This is a genomic window from Citrobacter sp. RHBSTW-00887 (genome assembly GCF_013728095.1).
Taxonomy (GTDB): domain Bacteria; phylum Pseudomonadota; class Gammaproteobacteria; order Enterobacterales; family Enterobacteriaceae; genus Citrobacter; species Citrobacter braakii.
Genome location: NZ_CP056267.1, coordinates 5,313,188 through 5,327,400, shown reverse-complemented (window position 1 = coordinate 5,327,400; position 14,213 = coordinate 5,313,188). Strand labels below are relative to the sequence as shown.

The 14,213-nt window shown below is 53.2% G+C and carries 16 protein-coding genes; 11 read left to right on the top strand and 5 right to left on the bottom strand.

Translation table 11 applies throughout. The features are described 5' to 3' along the window. Positions 1-222: 222 nt before the first annotated feature. From HV314_RS27715 to HV314_RS25380, 10 genes are all read left to right on the top strand, one after another. Entirely contained in the window at positions 223-378 is a 156-nt protein-coding gene (locus HV314_RS27715; RefSeq protein WP_418135004.1) for a hypothetical protein, read from the top strand. A 228-nt stretch (positions 379-606) separates the two neighbouring features. Then, the gene (gene rpmH, locus HV314_RS25420) at positions 607-747 is read left to right on the top strand and encodes a 50S ribosomal protein L34 (RefSeq protein ID WP_003023858.1); all 141 of its coding nucleotides are present in this window, start codon (positions 607-609) and stop codon (positions 745-747) included. A gap of 17 nt (positions 748-764) precedes the next feature. Next, complete coding sequence (gene rnpA / locus HV314_RS25415) at positions 765-1,124, top strand: ribonuclease P protein component (RefSeq protein ID WP_003844432.1); 360 nt, start codon at positions 765-767, stop codon at positions 1,122-1,124. Next, a complete protein-coding gene (gene yidD / locus HV314_RS25410) occupies positions 1,088-1,345 on the top strand; it encodes a membrane protein insertion efficiency factor YidD (protein WP_003023846.1) in 258 nt (85 codons plus the stop codon). Before rnpA ends, yidD begins: the two co-directional genes overlap by 37 nt. Before the next feature lie 2 nt (positions 1,346-1,347). Further along, entirely contained in the window at positions 1,348-2,994 is a 1,647-nt protein-coding gene (gene yidC / locus HV314_RS25405) for a membrane protein insertase YidC (protein WP_181547000.1), read from the top strand. A gap of 135 nt (positions 2,995-3,129) precedes the next feature. After that, positions 3,130-4,494 carry a tRNA uridine-5-carboxymethylaminomethyl(34) synthesis GTPase MnmE gene (gene mnmE / locus HV314_RS25400; protein WP_016155071.1) on the top strand — a complete coding sequence of 455 codons (1,365 nt, stop codon included), beginning with the start codon at positions 3,130-3,132 and terminating at the stop codon, positions 4,492-4,494. A 180-nt stretch (positions 4,495-4,674) separates the two neighbouring features. After that, positions 4,675-5,856 carry an MFS transporter gene (locus HV314_RS25395; RefSeq protein ID WP_046276205.1) on the top strand — a complete coding sequence of 394 codons (1,182 nt, stop codon included), beginning with the start codon at positions 4,675-4,677 and terminating at the stop codon, positions 5,854-5,856. Then, positions 5,825-6,784: an HTH-type transcriptional regulator YidZ gene (gene yidZ, locus HV314_RS25390; protein WP_016155073.1), complete on the top strand. Its 960-nt coding sequence runs from the start codon at positions 5,825-5,827 to the stop codon at positions 6,782-6,784. The genes HV314_RS25395 and yidZ overlap by 32 nt, the downstream gene beginning before the upstream one ends. Before the next feature lie 166 nt (positions 6,785-6,950). Continuing rightward, on the top strand, positions 6,951-7,697 hold the full coding sequence (locus HV314_RS25385; protein ID WP_016155074.1) for a 4'-phosphopantetheinyl transferase family protein: 747 nt from the start codon (positions 6,951-6,953) through the stop codon (positions 7,695-7,697). A gap of 30 nt (positions 7,698-7,727) precedes the next feature. Then, positions 7,728-8,294: an NADPH-dependent FMN reductase gene (locus HV314_RS25380; RefSeq protein ID WP_003827046.1), complete on the top strand. Its 567-nt coding sequence runs from the start codon at positions 7,728-7,730 to the stop codon at positions 8,292-8,294. 115 nt (positions 8,295-8,409) lie between these two features. Here HV314_RS25380 and HV314_RS25375 read toward each other — a convergent pair whose 3' ends face one another. Beyond that, positions 8,410-9,747, bottom strand: coding sequence for an NCS2 family permease (locus tag HV314_RS25375; protein ID WP_181546998.1), 1,338 nt, complete (start codon positions 9,745-9,747; stop codon positions 8,410-8,412). Positions 9,748-9,914: 167 nt separating this feature from the next. Between HV314_RS25375 and yieH the strand changes: the two genes are divergently transcribed. Next, positions 9,915-10,580, top strand: a complete 666-nt coding sequence (yieH, locus tag HV314_RS25370) for a 6-phosphogluconate phosphatase (protein WP_181546996.1) — start codon at positions 9,915-9,917, stop codon at positions 10,578-10,580. Between the two features lie 83 nt (positions 10,581-10,663). On the opposite strand, the gene phoU is transcribed toward yieH, so the two are convergent. The 4 genes from phoU to pstC form a co-directional block, all read right to left on the bottom strand. Continuing rightward, positions 10,664-11,389: a phosphate signaling complex protein PhoU gene (phoU, locus tag HV314_RS25365; RefSeq protein ID WP_003023824.1), complete on the bottom strand. Its 726-nt coding sequence runs from the start codon at positions 11,387-11,389 to the stop codon at positions 10,664-10,666. A gap of 14 nt (positions 11,390-11,403) precedes the next feature. Then, on the bottom strand, positions 11,404-12,177 hold the full coding sequence (gene pstB / locus HV314_RS25360; protein ID WP_003023821.1) for a phosphate ABC transporter ATP-binding protein PstB: 774 nt from the start codon (positions 12,175-12,177) through the stop codon (positions 11,404-11,406). A 106-nt stretch (positions 12,178-12,283) separates the two neighbouring features. Further along, complete coding sequence (pstA, locus tag HV314_RS25355) at positions 12,284-13,174, bottom strand: phosphate ABC transporter permease PstA (RefSeq protein ID WP_016155077.1); 891 nt, start codon at positions 13,172-13,174, stop codon at positions 12,284-12,286. Beyond that, on the bottom strand, positions 13,174-14,133 hold the full coding sequence (gene pstC / locus HV314_RS25350) for a phosphate ABC transporter permease PstC (RefSeq protein WP_016155078.1): 960 nt from the start codon (positions 14,131-14,133) through the stop codon (positions 13,174-13,176). Before pstC ends, pstA begins: the two co-directional genes overlap by 1 nt. Positions 14,134-14,213: the final 80 nt, after the last annotated feature.

Here is a 14,213-nt window from a genome sequence, read left to right as displayed (position 1 = left end):
GGCGGACTCCACTCGAACAAAAGTCGATAAATGACAAAGGCTGAAACATTCATGATTGTTGACGCACATCGACAAGACCCTATGCAAAGGGTGACGTGCGAATTGCTATCTGCAATTTTTACCCGATCAGGATCCATTGAAACGATCAGGACCGCGGATCATAGCGTAAACTGAGAAAGAGATCTTCTGTTTCTCACAGATTCTTCCCGATTTATCCACAGGATGATCCAGAATCGGCTAAGTGTAAACGATCCTGGAGAAGTGCTGCAGGTTTTAGCGCGCATATTGAAAAAATTAATGAGTAAAGATGCTTTACTGCTTAAACGATCTAATAAAGATCCCGAGCGATCCTTGCGCTTTATCCGCCAGCCCGTATAATTCTTACCCCCAGCGAGTAACGGTCGCCTTACGGCGTCAACGCTGCCTGTTTTATACGCGAAACCATGCGGAAAAAAGCGGGAAATAAGGAAAGAGAATTGACTCCGGAGTGTACAATTATTACAATCCGGCCTCTTTAATCACCCACACTGTGGCGTAAGTCGTTCGAAATTCGTTCGGGTATACGCAAAAGTCAGTGAATTTATTCAAGTTTAGGTAGAAATCGCCATGAAACGCACTTTTCAACCGTCTGTACTGAAGCGCAACCGTTCTCACGGCTTCCGTGCTCGTATGGCTAATAAAAATGGTCGTCAGGTTCTGGCACGTCGTCGTGCTAAAGGCCGTTCTCGTCTGACCGTTTCTAAGTAATAAAAGCTAGCCCCTGAGTGGTTAAGCTCGCATTTCCCAGGGAGTTACGTTTGTTAACTCCCACTCATTTCACATTCGTCTTCCAGCAGCCACAACGGGCTGGCACGCCGCAAATCACCATCCTCGGCCGCCTGAATTCGCTGGGGCATCCCCGTATCGGTCTTACCGTCGCCAAGAAAAACGTTAAACGCGCGCATGAACGCAATCGGATTAAACGTCTGACACGTGAAAGCTTTCGTTTACGTCAGCACGAACTTCCAGCAATGGATTTCGTGGTGGTTGCGAAAAAAGGGGTTGCTGACCTCGATAACCGTGCTCTCTCGGAAGCGTTGGAAAAATTATGGCGTCGCCATTGTCGCCTGGCTCGCGGGTCCTGATAGCCCTTATTCGGGTCTATCAACGCCTGATCAGTCCGCTGCTTGGGCCGCATTGCCGTTTCACTCCAACCTGTTCGAGCTACGGAATTGAGGCATTGCGCAGGTTTGGAGTGATAAAAGGCAGTTGGTTGACGGTGAAACGCGTATTAAAATGCCACCCTTTACACCCTGGTGGTGACGATCCCGTCCCGCCCGGACCATTTGATACCAGAGAACACTAACGATGGATTCGCAACGCAATCTTTTAGTCATCGCTTTGCTGTTCGTGTCTTTCATGATCTGGCAAGCCTGGGAGCAGGATAAAAACCCGCAACCTCAGGCCCAACAGACCACGCAGACAACGACCACCGCAGCGGGTAGCGCCGCAGACCAGGGCGTACCGGCCAGTGGCCAGGGGAAACTGATTACGGTTAAAACTGACGTGCTTGATCTGACCATCAACACCCGTGGTGGTGATGTGGAACAGGCTTCACTGCCAGCTTACCCGAAAGAACTCGGTTCTACCGAACCGTTCCAGTTACTGGAAACCACGCCACAGTTCATCTACCAGGCACAGAGTGGCCTGACAGGTCGTGACGGCCCGGATAACCCGGCTAACGGCCCGCGTCCGCTGTACAACGTCGAAAAAGACGCGTTTGTACTGGCTGACGGTCAGAACGAACTGCAGATCCCGATGACCTATACTGACGCAGCGGGTAACACATTCACTAAAACGTTTGTACTCAAGCGCGGTGAATATGCTGTCAACGTTAACTACAGCGTGCAGAACTCCGGCGAAAAACCGCTGGAAGTCTCCACCTTTGGTCAGCTGAAGCAATCCATCAATCTGCCATCTCATCGCGACACCGGTAGCAGCAACTTTGCGCTGCACACCTTCCGTGGCGCGGCGTACTCCACGCCGGATGAGAAGTATGAGAAATACAAATTCGACACCATTGCTGAAAACGAAAACCTGAACGTCAATGCTAAAGACGGCTGGGTCGCAATGCTGCAACAGTATTTCGCAACGGCATGGGTTCCGCGTAACGACGGCACCAACAACTTCTATACCGCTAATCTGGGTAACGGCATTGCCGCTATCGGCTATAAATCACAGCCGGTACTGGTTCAGCCTGGCCAGACTGGCGCGATGACCAGCACCCTGTGGGTCGGCCCGGAAATTCAGGATAAAATGGCGGCAGTTGCACCGCACCTGGATCTGACCGTGGATTACGGCTGGTTGTGGTTCATCTCTCAGCCGCTGTTCAAACTGCTGAAGTGGATCCATAGCTTCCTGGGTAACTGGGGCTTCTCCATCATCGTTATCACCTTTATCGTTCGTGGCATCATGTACCCGCTGACCAAAGCGCAGTACACCTCCATGGCGAAGATGCGTATGCTGCAGCCGAAGATTCAGGCTATGCGTGAGCGTCTGGGCGATGACAAACAGCGTCAGAGCCAGGAAATGATGGCCCTGTACAAAGCTGAGAAGGTTAACCCGCTGGGCGGCTGCTTCCCGCTGATCATCCAGATGCCAATCTTCCTGGCGTTGTACTACATGCTGATGGGCTCCATTGAACTGCGTCATGCGCCGTTCGCTCTGTGGATCCATGACCTATCTGCACAGGACCCGTACTACATCCTGCCGATCCTGATGGGCGTGACGATGTTCTTCATTCAGAAGATGTCTCCGACCACCGTGACCGACCCGATGCAGCAGAAGATCATGACCTTCATGCCGGTCATCTTCACCGTGTTCTTCCTGTGGTTCCCATCAGGTCTGGTGCTGTACTATATCGTCAGCAACCTGGTAACCATTATTCAGCAGCAGCTGATTTATCGTGGTCTGGAGAAACGTGGCCTGCATAGCCGCGAGAAGAAAAACTCCTGATACTAGTCGCAGGGGCGTTGGCTGAATTTGCTTGCCGCCTTCCTGCACTTGAATTATTTCGAGTATTCACGGTAAAGTTAATGCCAGAGAAGGCGGTCATTAGACCGCCTTTTTTACATTTACAAGAGAGCTATCATGAACCATAACGACACCATCGTCGCTCAGGCCACCCCACCGGGACGTGGTGGCGTGGGTATCCTGCGCATCTCCGGCCTGAAGGCGCGCGAGGTTGCAGAAACCGTACTGGGGAAACTACCAAAACCGCGCTATGCCGACTATCTGCCGTTTAAAGACGCGGATGGCAGCACGCTGGATCAAGGAATTGCCCTGTGGTTCCCCGGCCCAAACTCCTTTACCGGTGAAGATGTTTTAGAGCTTCAGGGCCACGGCGGTCCGGTGATTCTCGATCTGCTGCTCAAACGTATTCTGACCATTCCCGGGCTGCGCATTGCCAGACCGGGTGAATTCTCCGAGCGTGCGTTTCTCAATGATAAGCTTGATCTGGCCCAGGCAGAGGCAATTGCCGACCTGATCGATGCCAGCTCAGAGCAAGCCGCTCGCTCGGCGCTGAACTCGTTGCAGGGCGCATTTTCTGCACGGGTAAATCATCTTGTGGAAGCGCTCACTCACCTGCGCATCTACGTGGAAGCGGCGATCGACTTTCCGGATGAAGAAATCGACTTCCTGTCTGATGGTAAGATTGAAGCGCAGCTCAACAACGTTATCAGCGATCTCGATGCCGTTCGTGCCGAAGCGCGTCAGGGCAGCCTGCTGCGCGAAGGGATGAAGGTGGTCATTGCCGGTCGCCCAAATGCCGGGAAATCAAGCCTACTGAACGCGCTGGCAGGTCGTGAGGCGGCCATTGTGACCGACATTGCGGGTACGACTCGCGACGTACTGCGTGAGCATATTCATATCGACGGTATGCCGCTGCACATCATCGACACTGCCGGCCTGCGCGATGCCAGCGATGAAGTTGAACGCATTGGTATCGAACGCGCGTGGCAGGAAATTGAACAGGCCGACCGCGTTCTGTTTATGGTTGATGGCACCACCACCGACGCCGTGGACCCGGCTGACATCTGGCCAGACTTTATTGCCCGTCTGCCAGCCAAACTGCCGATTACCGTGGTGCGTAACAAAGCGGATATTACCGGTGAGACGCTGGGCCTTAGCGAAGTAAATGGCCACTCACTGGTTCGCCTATCCGCACGTACCGGTGAAGGCGTTGACGTGCTGCGTAACCATCTCAAACAGAGCATGGGCTTTGAAACCAATATGGAAGGCGGCTTCCTGGCGCGCCGTCGTCACCTGCAGGCGCTGGCAGAAGCGGCGGAGCATCTCGAGCAGGGTAAAGCCCAACTGCTCGGAGCATGGGCCGGAGAATTGCTGGCAGAGGAACTACGTCTGGCGCAGCAGAACCTCAGTGAGATCACCGGGGAATTTACCTCCGACGATCTGCTGGGAAGGATTTTCTCCAGCTTCTGTATTGGCAAGTAACGTTGTGTTGCCCGGTGGTGCGATGCCTACCGGGCCTACAGTACCCGTAAGTCGGATAAAGCAAAGCGGCTATCCGGCTACAAGTAATTTCCCATATGGAAATCACTGTTGTCCAAATGGCAACTCGTGCAGTTGACTCTCTGCCCGTATGCTTAGCGCCACATTCCTCATGAGGTCGCTATGACACGCTTTCTAATCTGCAGTTTCGCCCTGGTGTTACTCTATCCCGCGGGTATTGATATGTATCTGGTGGGGCTGCCCCGTATTGCTGCCGATTTACAGGCCAGCGAGGCGCAACTGCATATCGCGTTTTCGGTTTATCTGGCGGGAATGGCGACGGCGATGCTGTTTGCCGGGAAAATTGCCGACCAGTCAGGACGCAAACCCGTCGCTATTGTCGGCGCCCTCATCTTTATTTTCGCCTCTGCGCTGTGTTCATTCGCCGAAAGCGGTACGCCGTTTCTCACAGGCCGCTTTATTCAGGGCGTAGGCGCAGGCTGCTGCTATGTGGTGGCTTTCGCCATCCTGCGCGATACGCTCGATGATCGCCGCCGGGCGAAGGTACTGTCGCTGTTGAACGGTATCACCTGTATCGTGCCGGTACTGGCACCGGTGATGGGGCATCTGATTATGCTCAAATACCCGTGGCAGAGCCTGTTCTACACGATGATCGGTATGGGGGTGGCCGTTTGCCTGCTGTCAGTGTTTATCCTGCGAGAATCGCGCCCAGCGACGCTCCCGGCATCTGCAGAGAAGAACCACCTATCTGAATCGCTGGTGAACCGTTTTTTCTTAAGCCGCCTGGCCATCACCACTCTCAGCGTGTCGGTGATCCTGACCTTCGTGAATACTTCGCCGGTGCTGTTGATGGAAGTAATGGGCTTTGACCGTGGTGAGTACGCCACCACGATGGCCATGACCGCAGGCATCAGTATGGCGGTCTCGTTCTCTACGCCATTCGCCCTAAGCGTGTTTAAACCTCGTGTTCTGATGCTGACCTCACAAGTGCTGTTTCTGTCTGCTGGTGTGGTGTTAACCCTTGCCAGTACGCACATGATGACGCTGTTTGGGCTGACCTTAATCTGTGCCGGGTTCTCGGTCGGCTTCGGTGTCGCGATGAGTCAGGCGCTGGGACCTTTCTCGCTGCGTGCGGGCGTTGCCAGCTCGGCGTTAGGTATTGCGCAGGTTTGCGGTTCCTCGCTGTGGATATGGCTGGCGGCGGTGCTCGGTCTTGATGCGCTGAATATGCTGATCGGGATTCTGATTGGCTGTAGCATAGTGAGTATCATGCTGATTATCACTGTTGCCCCTAACCGGTCCACGCCAACTCATGAAGAAATCCCTCAGCAGTCTCGATCTTAATTTATTGCTCTGTCTGCAGCTGTTGATGCAGGAACGCAGTGTTACCAAAACTGCCAAACGGATGAACGTCACGCCGTCGGCGGTCAGCAAGTCGCTGTCTAAACTGCGGGCCTGGTTTGACGATCCACTGTTTGTAAACACCCCGCTGGGGCTAACGCCAACACCGCTGATGGTCAGCATGGAACAGAATCTGGCAGAGTGGATGCAGATGAGCAACCAGTTGCTGGATAAGCCACACCATGAAGCGCCGCGCGGGCTGAAGTTTGATCTGGTGGCCGAAACGCCGCTGGTGATGATCATGTTTAACGCGCTCTCCCGACAGATCTATCAGCGTTATCCCCAGGCGACGATAAAAATACGCAACTGGGACTATGATTCGCTGGATGCAATTATTCGCGGCGAGGTGGATATCGGCTTTACTGGCCGGGAAAGCCATCCGCGTTCGCGTGAACTGTTGAGTTTGCTGCCGTTGTCGATCGACCATGAAGTGCTGTTTTCCGATCTCCCCTGTGTCTGGCTACGTGAAGATCATCCGGCATTGCAGGAAGAGTGGAATCTGGACACATTTCTGCGCTATCCGCACATCAGCATTAGCTGGGAGCAAAGCGATACCTGGGCACTGGATGAAGTCCTGCAAGAGATGGGGCGCGCACGCAATATTGCGTTATGTCTGCCCGGTTTTGAGCAGTCGCTGTTTATGGCCGCCCAGCCGGATCACGCGCTAATAGCCACAGCTCCGGTTTATTGCCAGCGTTATAACCAACTCCACCAGCTTCCGCTCGTGGCGCGTCCTATGCCTTTTGATGCCGCGCAGCTGGAAAAAATGCGCGTACCGTTCACCCTTCTTTGGCACAAACGTAACAGTCATAATCCTAAGATCGTCTGGTTGAAAGACACCATCAAGGCGCTTTATCGCGATATGTCCTAACGTTGCACCGCCACTTTGTTGCTAAATCGACTATTCTGGCAACAGAAATGTAAATATCGCGTAATGTATTCTATTTCAGCTTACTTTTTGGGCAGCAAAGCCTGCCTGGATGCCGCGTAAATGTTACTCTGGTAATTATCACGGACCATTAATCACGGAGCGAAAAATGGCGACACATTTTGCCAGAGGGATTCTTACGGAGGGACACCTGGTTTCAGCTCGCCTCCCTTCTCCATGTCATATCGAAGCAAGAGATCTCCCCGCTCATCGCCGAACACGTTTCCTGGCTTCCCGAAGTTTACTCGCTGAACTGATGTTTATGCTTTACGGCACCAGTACGCTGCCCGAGATTGTTACTCAGGCCAAAGGTAAGCCCATTTTTCGCGATAAGAACCTGCCGGGATTTTCGATTTCTTATGCCGGGAATATCGTTGGCGTTGCGCTAACAACTGAAGGAACGTGCGGGCTGGATATGGAACTGCAGCGAGCTACCCGCAGCTTTCACCATCCGCATTCAACAGAAACATGGCGCTTCTCCAGCAACGAAAATCTGTGGATCAATAACCAAAACGACCCCAACGAAGCACGCGCGCAGCTCATTACGTTGCGCCAGAGCGTACTCAAACTCACCGGCGATGTAAGCAATGATGATCCGCACGAACTCCAGCTTTTACCCGGCGCAGGACGTCTGAAATGTGCCCATGTTGCGCAGGTTGAAGCCATTTGCGATGCGGAAGATGTTCTGGTGTGGTCGGTTGCGGTTACGCCAACCATTGAAAAACTCAAGGTTTGGGAGTTTGATGGTAAACAGGACTGGAAAAGTTTGCCTGATATCCAAACCCGCGCCAATGAGCCTACGGGTCGTCTGATCCGGTTCTCTCAATTATGCGCAGCGAAGAGCCATACGCTTTGATTTAACCTTTATGATGAAACAGGAGTCACCATGTCAGAAACATTGAATGTTGTTACGTTACTGGGAAGTCTACGCAAAGGTTCGTTTAATGGAATGGTTGCCCGTACGCTGCCCAAGATTGCTCCAGCAGGAATGGAAGTCAACGCGTTGCCATCAATTGGTGATATCCCACTGTACGATGCCGACCTCCAGCAGGAAGAAGGTTTTCCGGCAAGCGTAGAAGCGCTGGCAGAGCAAATCAGGAAGGCTGACGGTGTCGTCATCGTGACACCGGAATATAACTATTCTGTGCCTGGCGGACTGAAGAACGCCATCGACTGGCTGTCCCGCCTGCCGGATCAGCCATTATCGGGTAAGCCGGTGCTGATCCAGACCAGCTCCATGGGCGCCATTGGCGGCGCGCGCTGCCAGTATCATCTGCGTCAGATCCTGGTGTTCCTCGACGCCATGGTAATGAACAAGCCGGAATTTATGGGCGGCGTGATTCAGAACAAAGTGGACCCGCAGACAGGTGAAGTGATCGACCAAAGTACGCTGGACCATCTAACCGGCCAGCTGACCGCATTTGGCGACTACATCCAGCGTGTGAAAGCCTAAAAGAAAAAGCCCGCTGGCTGCAATGCCTGGCGGGCCGTATCCGGTTATCAAATTTACCTGATGGCGCTGCGCTTATCAGGTCTACACGCCTCGCGCAGCACCGTCTCAGCGGCAATTAATGCGTGTCGATAAACACAATCTTCAACACAAACAGCAGTGCGACAACGATGACGCATGGGCTGAGATCGCGGAAACGTCCGGTACCGATTTTCATCACACAGTAGGAAATAAAGCCCAGCGCGATACCTTCGGTAATCGAGAAGCTAAACGGCATCATCACGGCGGTAATAAACGCCGGAACGGCTTCAGTCAGGTCATCCCACTTCACGCGCGACAGGCTTGATGTCATCAGGACGCCAACGTAAATCAGCGCACCAGCGGCCGCATATCCCGGTACCATTCCCGCCAGCGGCGACAGGAAGATAACCAACAGGAACAACAGGCCGACAACTACCGCGGTCAGGCCAGTACGTCCACCGACAGAAACCCCGGAAGAAGACTCGATATACGCGGTAACGGAAGAAGTACCGATAAACGCACCAGCAACTGATGACACGCTATCCACATACAGCGCCTGCTTCATGCGCGGAAACTTACCCTTCGCATCCGCCAGACCGGCTTTATCCGTGACGCCAATTAGCGTACCGGAGGAGTCGAACAGGTTGACCAGCATGAACGAGAAAATTACGCCCGCAAGACCAATGTTAAACGAACCAGCTAGATCAACATGCCCGATAACGGACATTACGCTCGGCGGCGCGGAGACGATCCCGTTGTAATGGACATCGCCCAGCATCCAACCCAGCAGCGTGGTCACAATGATAGAGATCAGTACCGCCGCATGGATGTTACGTGAAGCCAGAATCGCGATGATAAAGAAGCCCAGAATACCGAGCAGTACGCTGTGGGACGTCAGGTTGCCAATAGACACCAAGGTGTCTTGGTTGGCGACGATAACACCAGCGTTTTTCAGCCCCATCATGCCGATGAACAGACCAATACCGCTGGTGATCCCCACGCGCAAGCTAACCGGGATGTTGGCAATCATCCAGTAACGTACGCGGAAAATCGTCAGTAGCAGCAGACCTACCGCGCCCCAGAAGATTGCGCCCATACCGATCTGCCATGACAGGCCCATCGCGCCAACGACCACGAAGGCGAAGAACGCATTCAGACCCATAGCAGGCGCAAGTGCGACCGGCAGGTTGGCAAACAGGCCCATCAGGATGCTACCAAATGCAGCAATCAGGCAGGTGGTCACAAAGACGGCGCTGGTATCCATGCCAGCCACGCCAAGAATTTGCGGGTTAACAAAAACGATATACACCATCGTCAGGAAGGTGGTTAAACCGGCGATCACTTCGGTCCGTGCCGTCGTGCCATGTTCGCGCAGTTTGAACACGCGTTCCAGCATCCCCTGGCCAGAAGCCTGGGTTGTGTGTTGTTGACTCATTATCAATTTCCGAACAAGGAGGGAAAATTCGTCGCTATCCTATACCAAAATGCGACAATAGGGTTGGGTTATGAGCAACTTTTTTCATTGATTTTGCTTATACGGCAACGATTGCGTCGCCCAATAATGCATTACGAAAACGTTAAACTTGTTAAAACGGAAATGACATGTCCCAGATAGAAGCCGTATTTTTTGACTGTGACGGTACCCTTGTCGACAGTGAAGTGATTTGTTCTCGCGCGTATGTCAGCATGTTCCAGGCGTTCGGCATTACGCTCGATCTTGAAGAAACTTTTAAACGCTTCAAGGGGGTAAAGCTGTACGAGATCATCGACATTATCAACGAAGAGCACGGTGTCGAACTGGCAAAAGCCGAATTAGAACCGGTTTACCGCGCAGAGGTCGCACGTCTGTTCGATACGGAACTGGAGGTGATTGCCGGAGCCAATGCGCTGCTGGACAGCATGACCGTCCCTATGAGCGTGGTATCTAACGGTCCGGTCAGCAAAATGCAGCACTCGCTGGGTAAGCTGGGTATGTTGCACCATTTCCCTGATTTACTGTTCAGCGGCTACGATATTCAACGCTGGGAACCCGATCCGGCCCTGATGTTCCATGCGGCGAAAGCGATGGACGTTAACATTGAGAACTGCATTCTGGTTGATGACTCCAGCGCAGGCGCGCAGGCGGGGATTGCTGCAGGGATGGAAGTGTTTTACTTCTGCGCCGATCCGCATAACAAACCAATCGATCATCCAAAAGTGACGACGTTTACCGATCTGGCGCAGTTGCCAGCGTTATGGAAGGCGCGGGGTTGGAATATTACGCGATAACTGAAAGGCCGGATGGCGCTAACGCTGATCCGGCCTGCATGTCTTGTAGAGCGGGTAAGCGTTAGCGCCACCCGCCACAAATATCACTCTTTCGGATCTTTGCCCGCCAGCAGCTTATCCAGCTCATCACCGCCCACGTGACGGAAGTCTTGTCCCTTCACGAAGTAGAAGATGTATTCGCAGATATTCTGGCAACGGTCACCGATACGCTCGATGGAGCGCGCGCAGAACAGCGCGGTCAGCACGCTTGGAATGGTACGCGGGTCTTCCATCATGTAGGTCATCAGCTGACGCACGATACCTTCATACTCCTGGTCGACTTTCTTATCTTCGCGATAAATACGTACCGCTTCGTCAAGATCCATACGCGCAAACGCATCCAGCACGTCATGCAGCATTTGTACGGTGTGGCGACCCAGTGATTCCAGGCTTACCAGCAGCGGCTGATGCTGTTGAGAAAATTTCTCCAGCGCGGTGCGGCAAATTTTATCCGCAACGTCGCCAATACGTTCCAGCTCAGCGATCGTTTTGATAATCGCCATCACCAGACGCAAGTCACTGGCGGTCGGCTGACGCTTGGCAATGATACGCACGCAGGCCTCGTCGATCGCCACTTCCATCATATTGACGTTCTTATCGCCCTCAATGACGCGCTTCGCCAGCTCACTGTCCTGATTGTGCATGGCGGTAATCGCATCAGAAAGCTGCTGCTCGACCATGCCACCCATGGTCATCACCTGGGTACGGATGCTTTCCAGCTCTGCATTGAACTGGCCGGAAATATGTTTATTAAGGTTAAGATTATCCACAACAAGCTCCTGAATCAGCCGTAACGACCGGTGATGTAGTCTTCAGTTTGTTTCTTCGCGGGCTTGGTGAACAGATCGTCCGTGTTACTGAACTCAATCAACTCGCCCAGGTACATAAATGCCGTGTGATCGGAACAACGCGCAGCCTGCTGCATGTTGTGGGTAACGATAACGACGGTGTAATCCTCTTTCAGCTCAGTGATCAGCTCTTCGATACGCCCGGTAGAAATAGGGTCGAGCGCTGAACACGGCTCATCAAGCAGAAGCACTTCCGGGCGAATGGCGATCCCACGCGCAATACACAGACGCTGCTGCTGACCACCGGAGAGAGAGTACCCGCTCTGGTGTAATTTATCTTTGGTTTCGTTCCACAGCGCGGCCTTGGTCAATGCCCACTGCACACGCTCGTCCATATCCGCACGAGAGAGTTTCTCAAACAGACGCACGCCAAAAGCGATGTTGTCGTAGATGGACATCGGGAACGGCGTCGGCTTCTGGAATACCATGCCCACTTTGGCACGCAGCAGAGCGATATCCTGAGTGTTGGTGAGAATATTGTCGCCATCCAGCAGGATTTCGCCTTCCGCACGCTGTTCCGGGTACAGTTCAAACATTTTATTGAACGTACGCAGCAACGTCGATTTACCACAGCCTGACGGCCCGATAAACGCCGTTACCTGGTTTTTGGCAATATCCAGGTTGATGTTCTTCAGGGCATGGAACTTGCCATAGTAGAAGTTCAAATCACGAACCTGAATCTTACCCGGGGCAGTATCAACCATACTCATTTCAATCTTTTCCTCATCATGCCTGATGGCGCGCAGCTTTCAGGCCTACAAATGTCTTCAATCGTAGGCCGGATAAGGCGTTTACGCCGCCATCCGGCAATTCGTCTTAACCGTGTTTCTTCTTCGCGAAAATGACGCGCGCCAGAATGTTCAGCAGCAGTACGCACAGGGTAATAATCAGTACCCCGGCCCAGGCCAGTTGCTGCCACTCAGCAAACGGGCTCATCGCAAACTTAAAGATAGTGACCGGCAGGTTGGCGATAGGCTGCATCATGTCGGTGCTCCAGAACTGATTGGAGAGCGACGTAAACAGCAGCGGAGCCGTTTCACCTGCGATACGTGCAATAGCCAGTAAAACGCCTGTAATGATGCCTGAGACAGACGCCTTCAGGGTGATTGCAGAAATCATCTTCCATTTCGGCGTACCCAGCGCATAGGCGGCTTCACGCAGGCTATCCGGTACCAGCTTGAGCATGTTCTCCGTGGTACGAATAACAATGGGCACCTGCAGCAGCGCCAGCGCGATAACGCCCGCCCAGCCGGAGAAGTGCTCCATTTTTGCTACCACGATGGTGTAAACGAACAGACCGACCACGATTGATGGCGCAGAAAGCAGGATGTCGTTGATAAAGCGGATCACCTCAGCCAGCCAGGACTTACGTCCGTACTCTGCCAGGTAGATGCCCGCCATAATACCAAGCGGTGTACCAAACACGGTCGCCCACAGAATTAACAGTCCGCTCCCGGCCAGGGCATTCGCCAGACCACCACCAGCCGTATTCGGCGGAGGTGTCATTTCGGTGAACAGCGCCAGTGACATACCGTCAATACCGCGGGTGATCGTGGACATCAGGATCCAGATAAGCCAGAACAGACCAAATGCCATGGTCGCCATAGAGAGCGTCAGCGCGATGCGGTTCTTCAGACGACGACGCGCCTGCATTTTACGGCGGGATTCCGCAAGCGCAGCGGTGTTTTGCATTTCAAGCGTTGCCATTAGCGTGCCCCCTCGTTCTTCGCAAGGCGCATGATCATGAACTTAGACGCCGCCAGCACGATGAAGGTAATCACAAACAGAATCAGGCCCAGTTCCATCAACGCGGCAACGTGCAGTCCTGATTCCGCTTCGGCAAATTCATTCGCCAGCGCAGAAGTAATACTGTTGCCCGGCATGTACAGCGAGGCACTATCGAGCTGGTAGGTGTTACCGATGATAAACGTCACCGCCATGGTTTCACCCAGCGCGCGGCCCAGACCGAGCATCACGCCACCGATCACGCCGTTTTTGGTGAACGGCAGGACGATGCGCCAGATAACTTCCCAGGTAGTACAACCGATGCCGTAGGCTGACTCTTTCATCAGCACCGGCGTTTGTTCGAACACATCGCGCATAACCGCCGCAATGTACGGGATGATCATGATGGCGAGGATCACGCCAGCGGCCAGAATACCGATACCAAATGCCGGACCCGCAAACAGCGCGCCAACAAACGGAATGTTGGAAAGGATGTTCCCGACCGGTTCCTGGAAGTAAGTCGCAAACAGCGGGGCAAAGATAAACAGGCCCCACATGCCGTACACGATACTCGGAATTGCCGCCAGCAATTCAATAGCGATACCCAGCGGGCGACGCAGCCAGCCAGGAGCAAGTTCAGTCAGGAATAAGGCTATGCCAAAACTCACCGGAACGGCGATCAGCAGTGCGATAAGCGAGGTGACCAGCGTACCGTAAATCGGTACTAATGCACCGTAGATATCGTTTGGCGCATCCCATTCTTTAGTCCACAGAAAGGAGAAGCCAAATTTCTGAATGCTTGGCCAGGAGGAGATAACCAGAGAGACAATAATGCCACCCAACATCAATAGCACAATCAGCGCAGCCAGTTTTACCAGCGCGCTGAATATCATGTCACCTTTTTTACCCGGTGGGTTCAAAGCAGGCTTGGTTGCAGCCATAAATCACTCTTTAAGTTTGGGCCAGGAAGCACGCATTTTATCGTGCTTCCCGGCTAACGTAATGCCATACCCTAAATAAT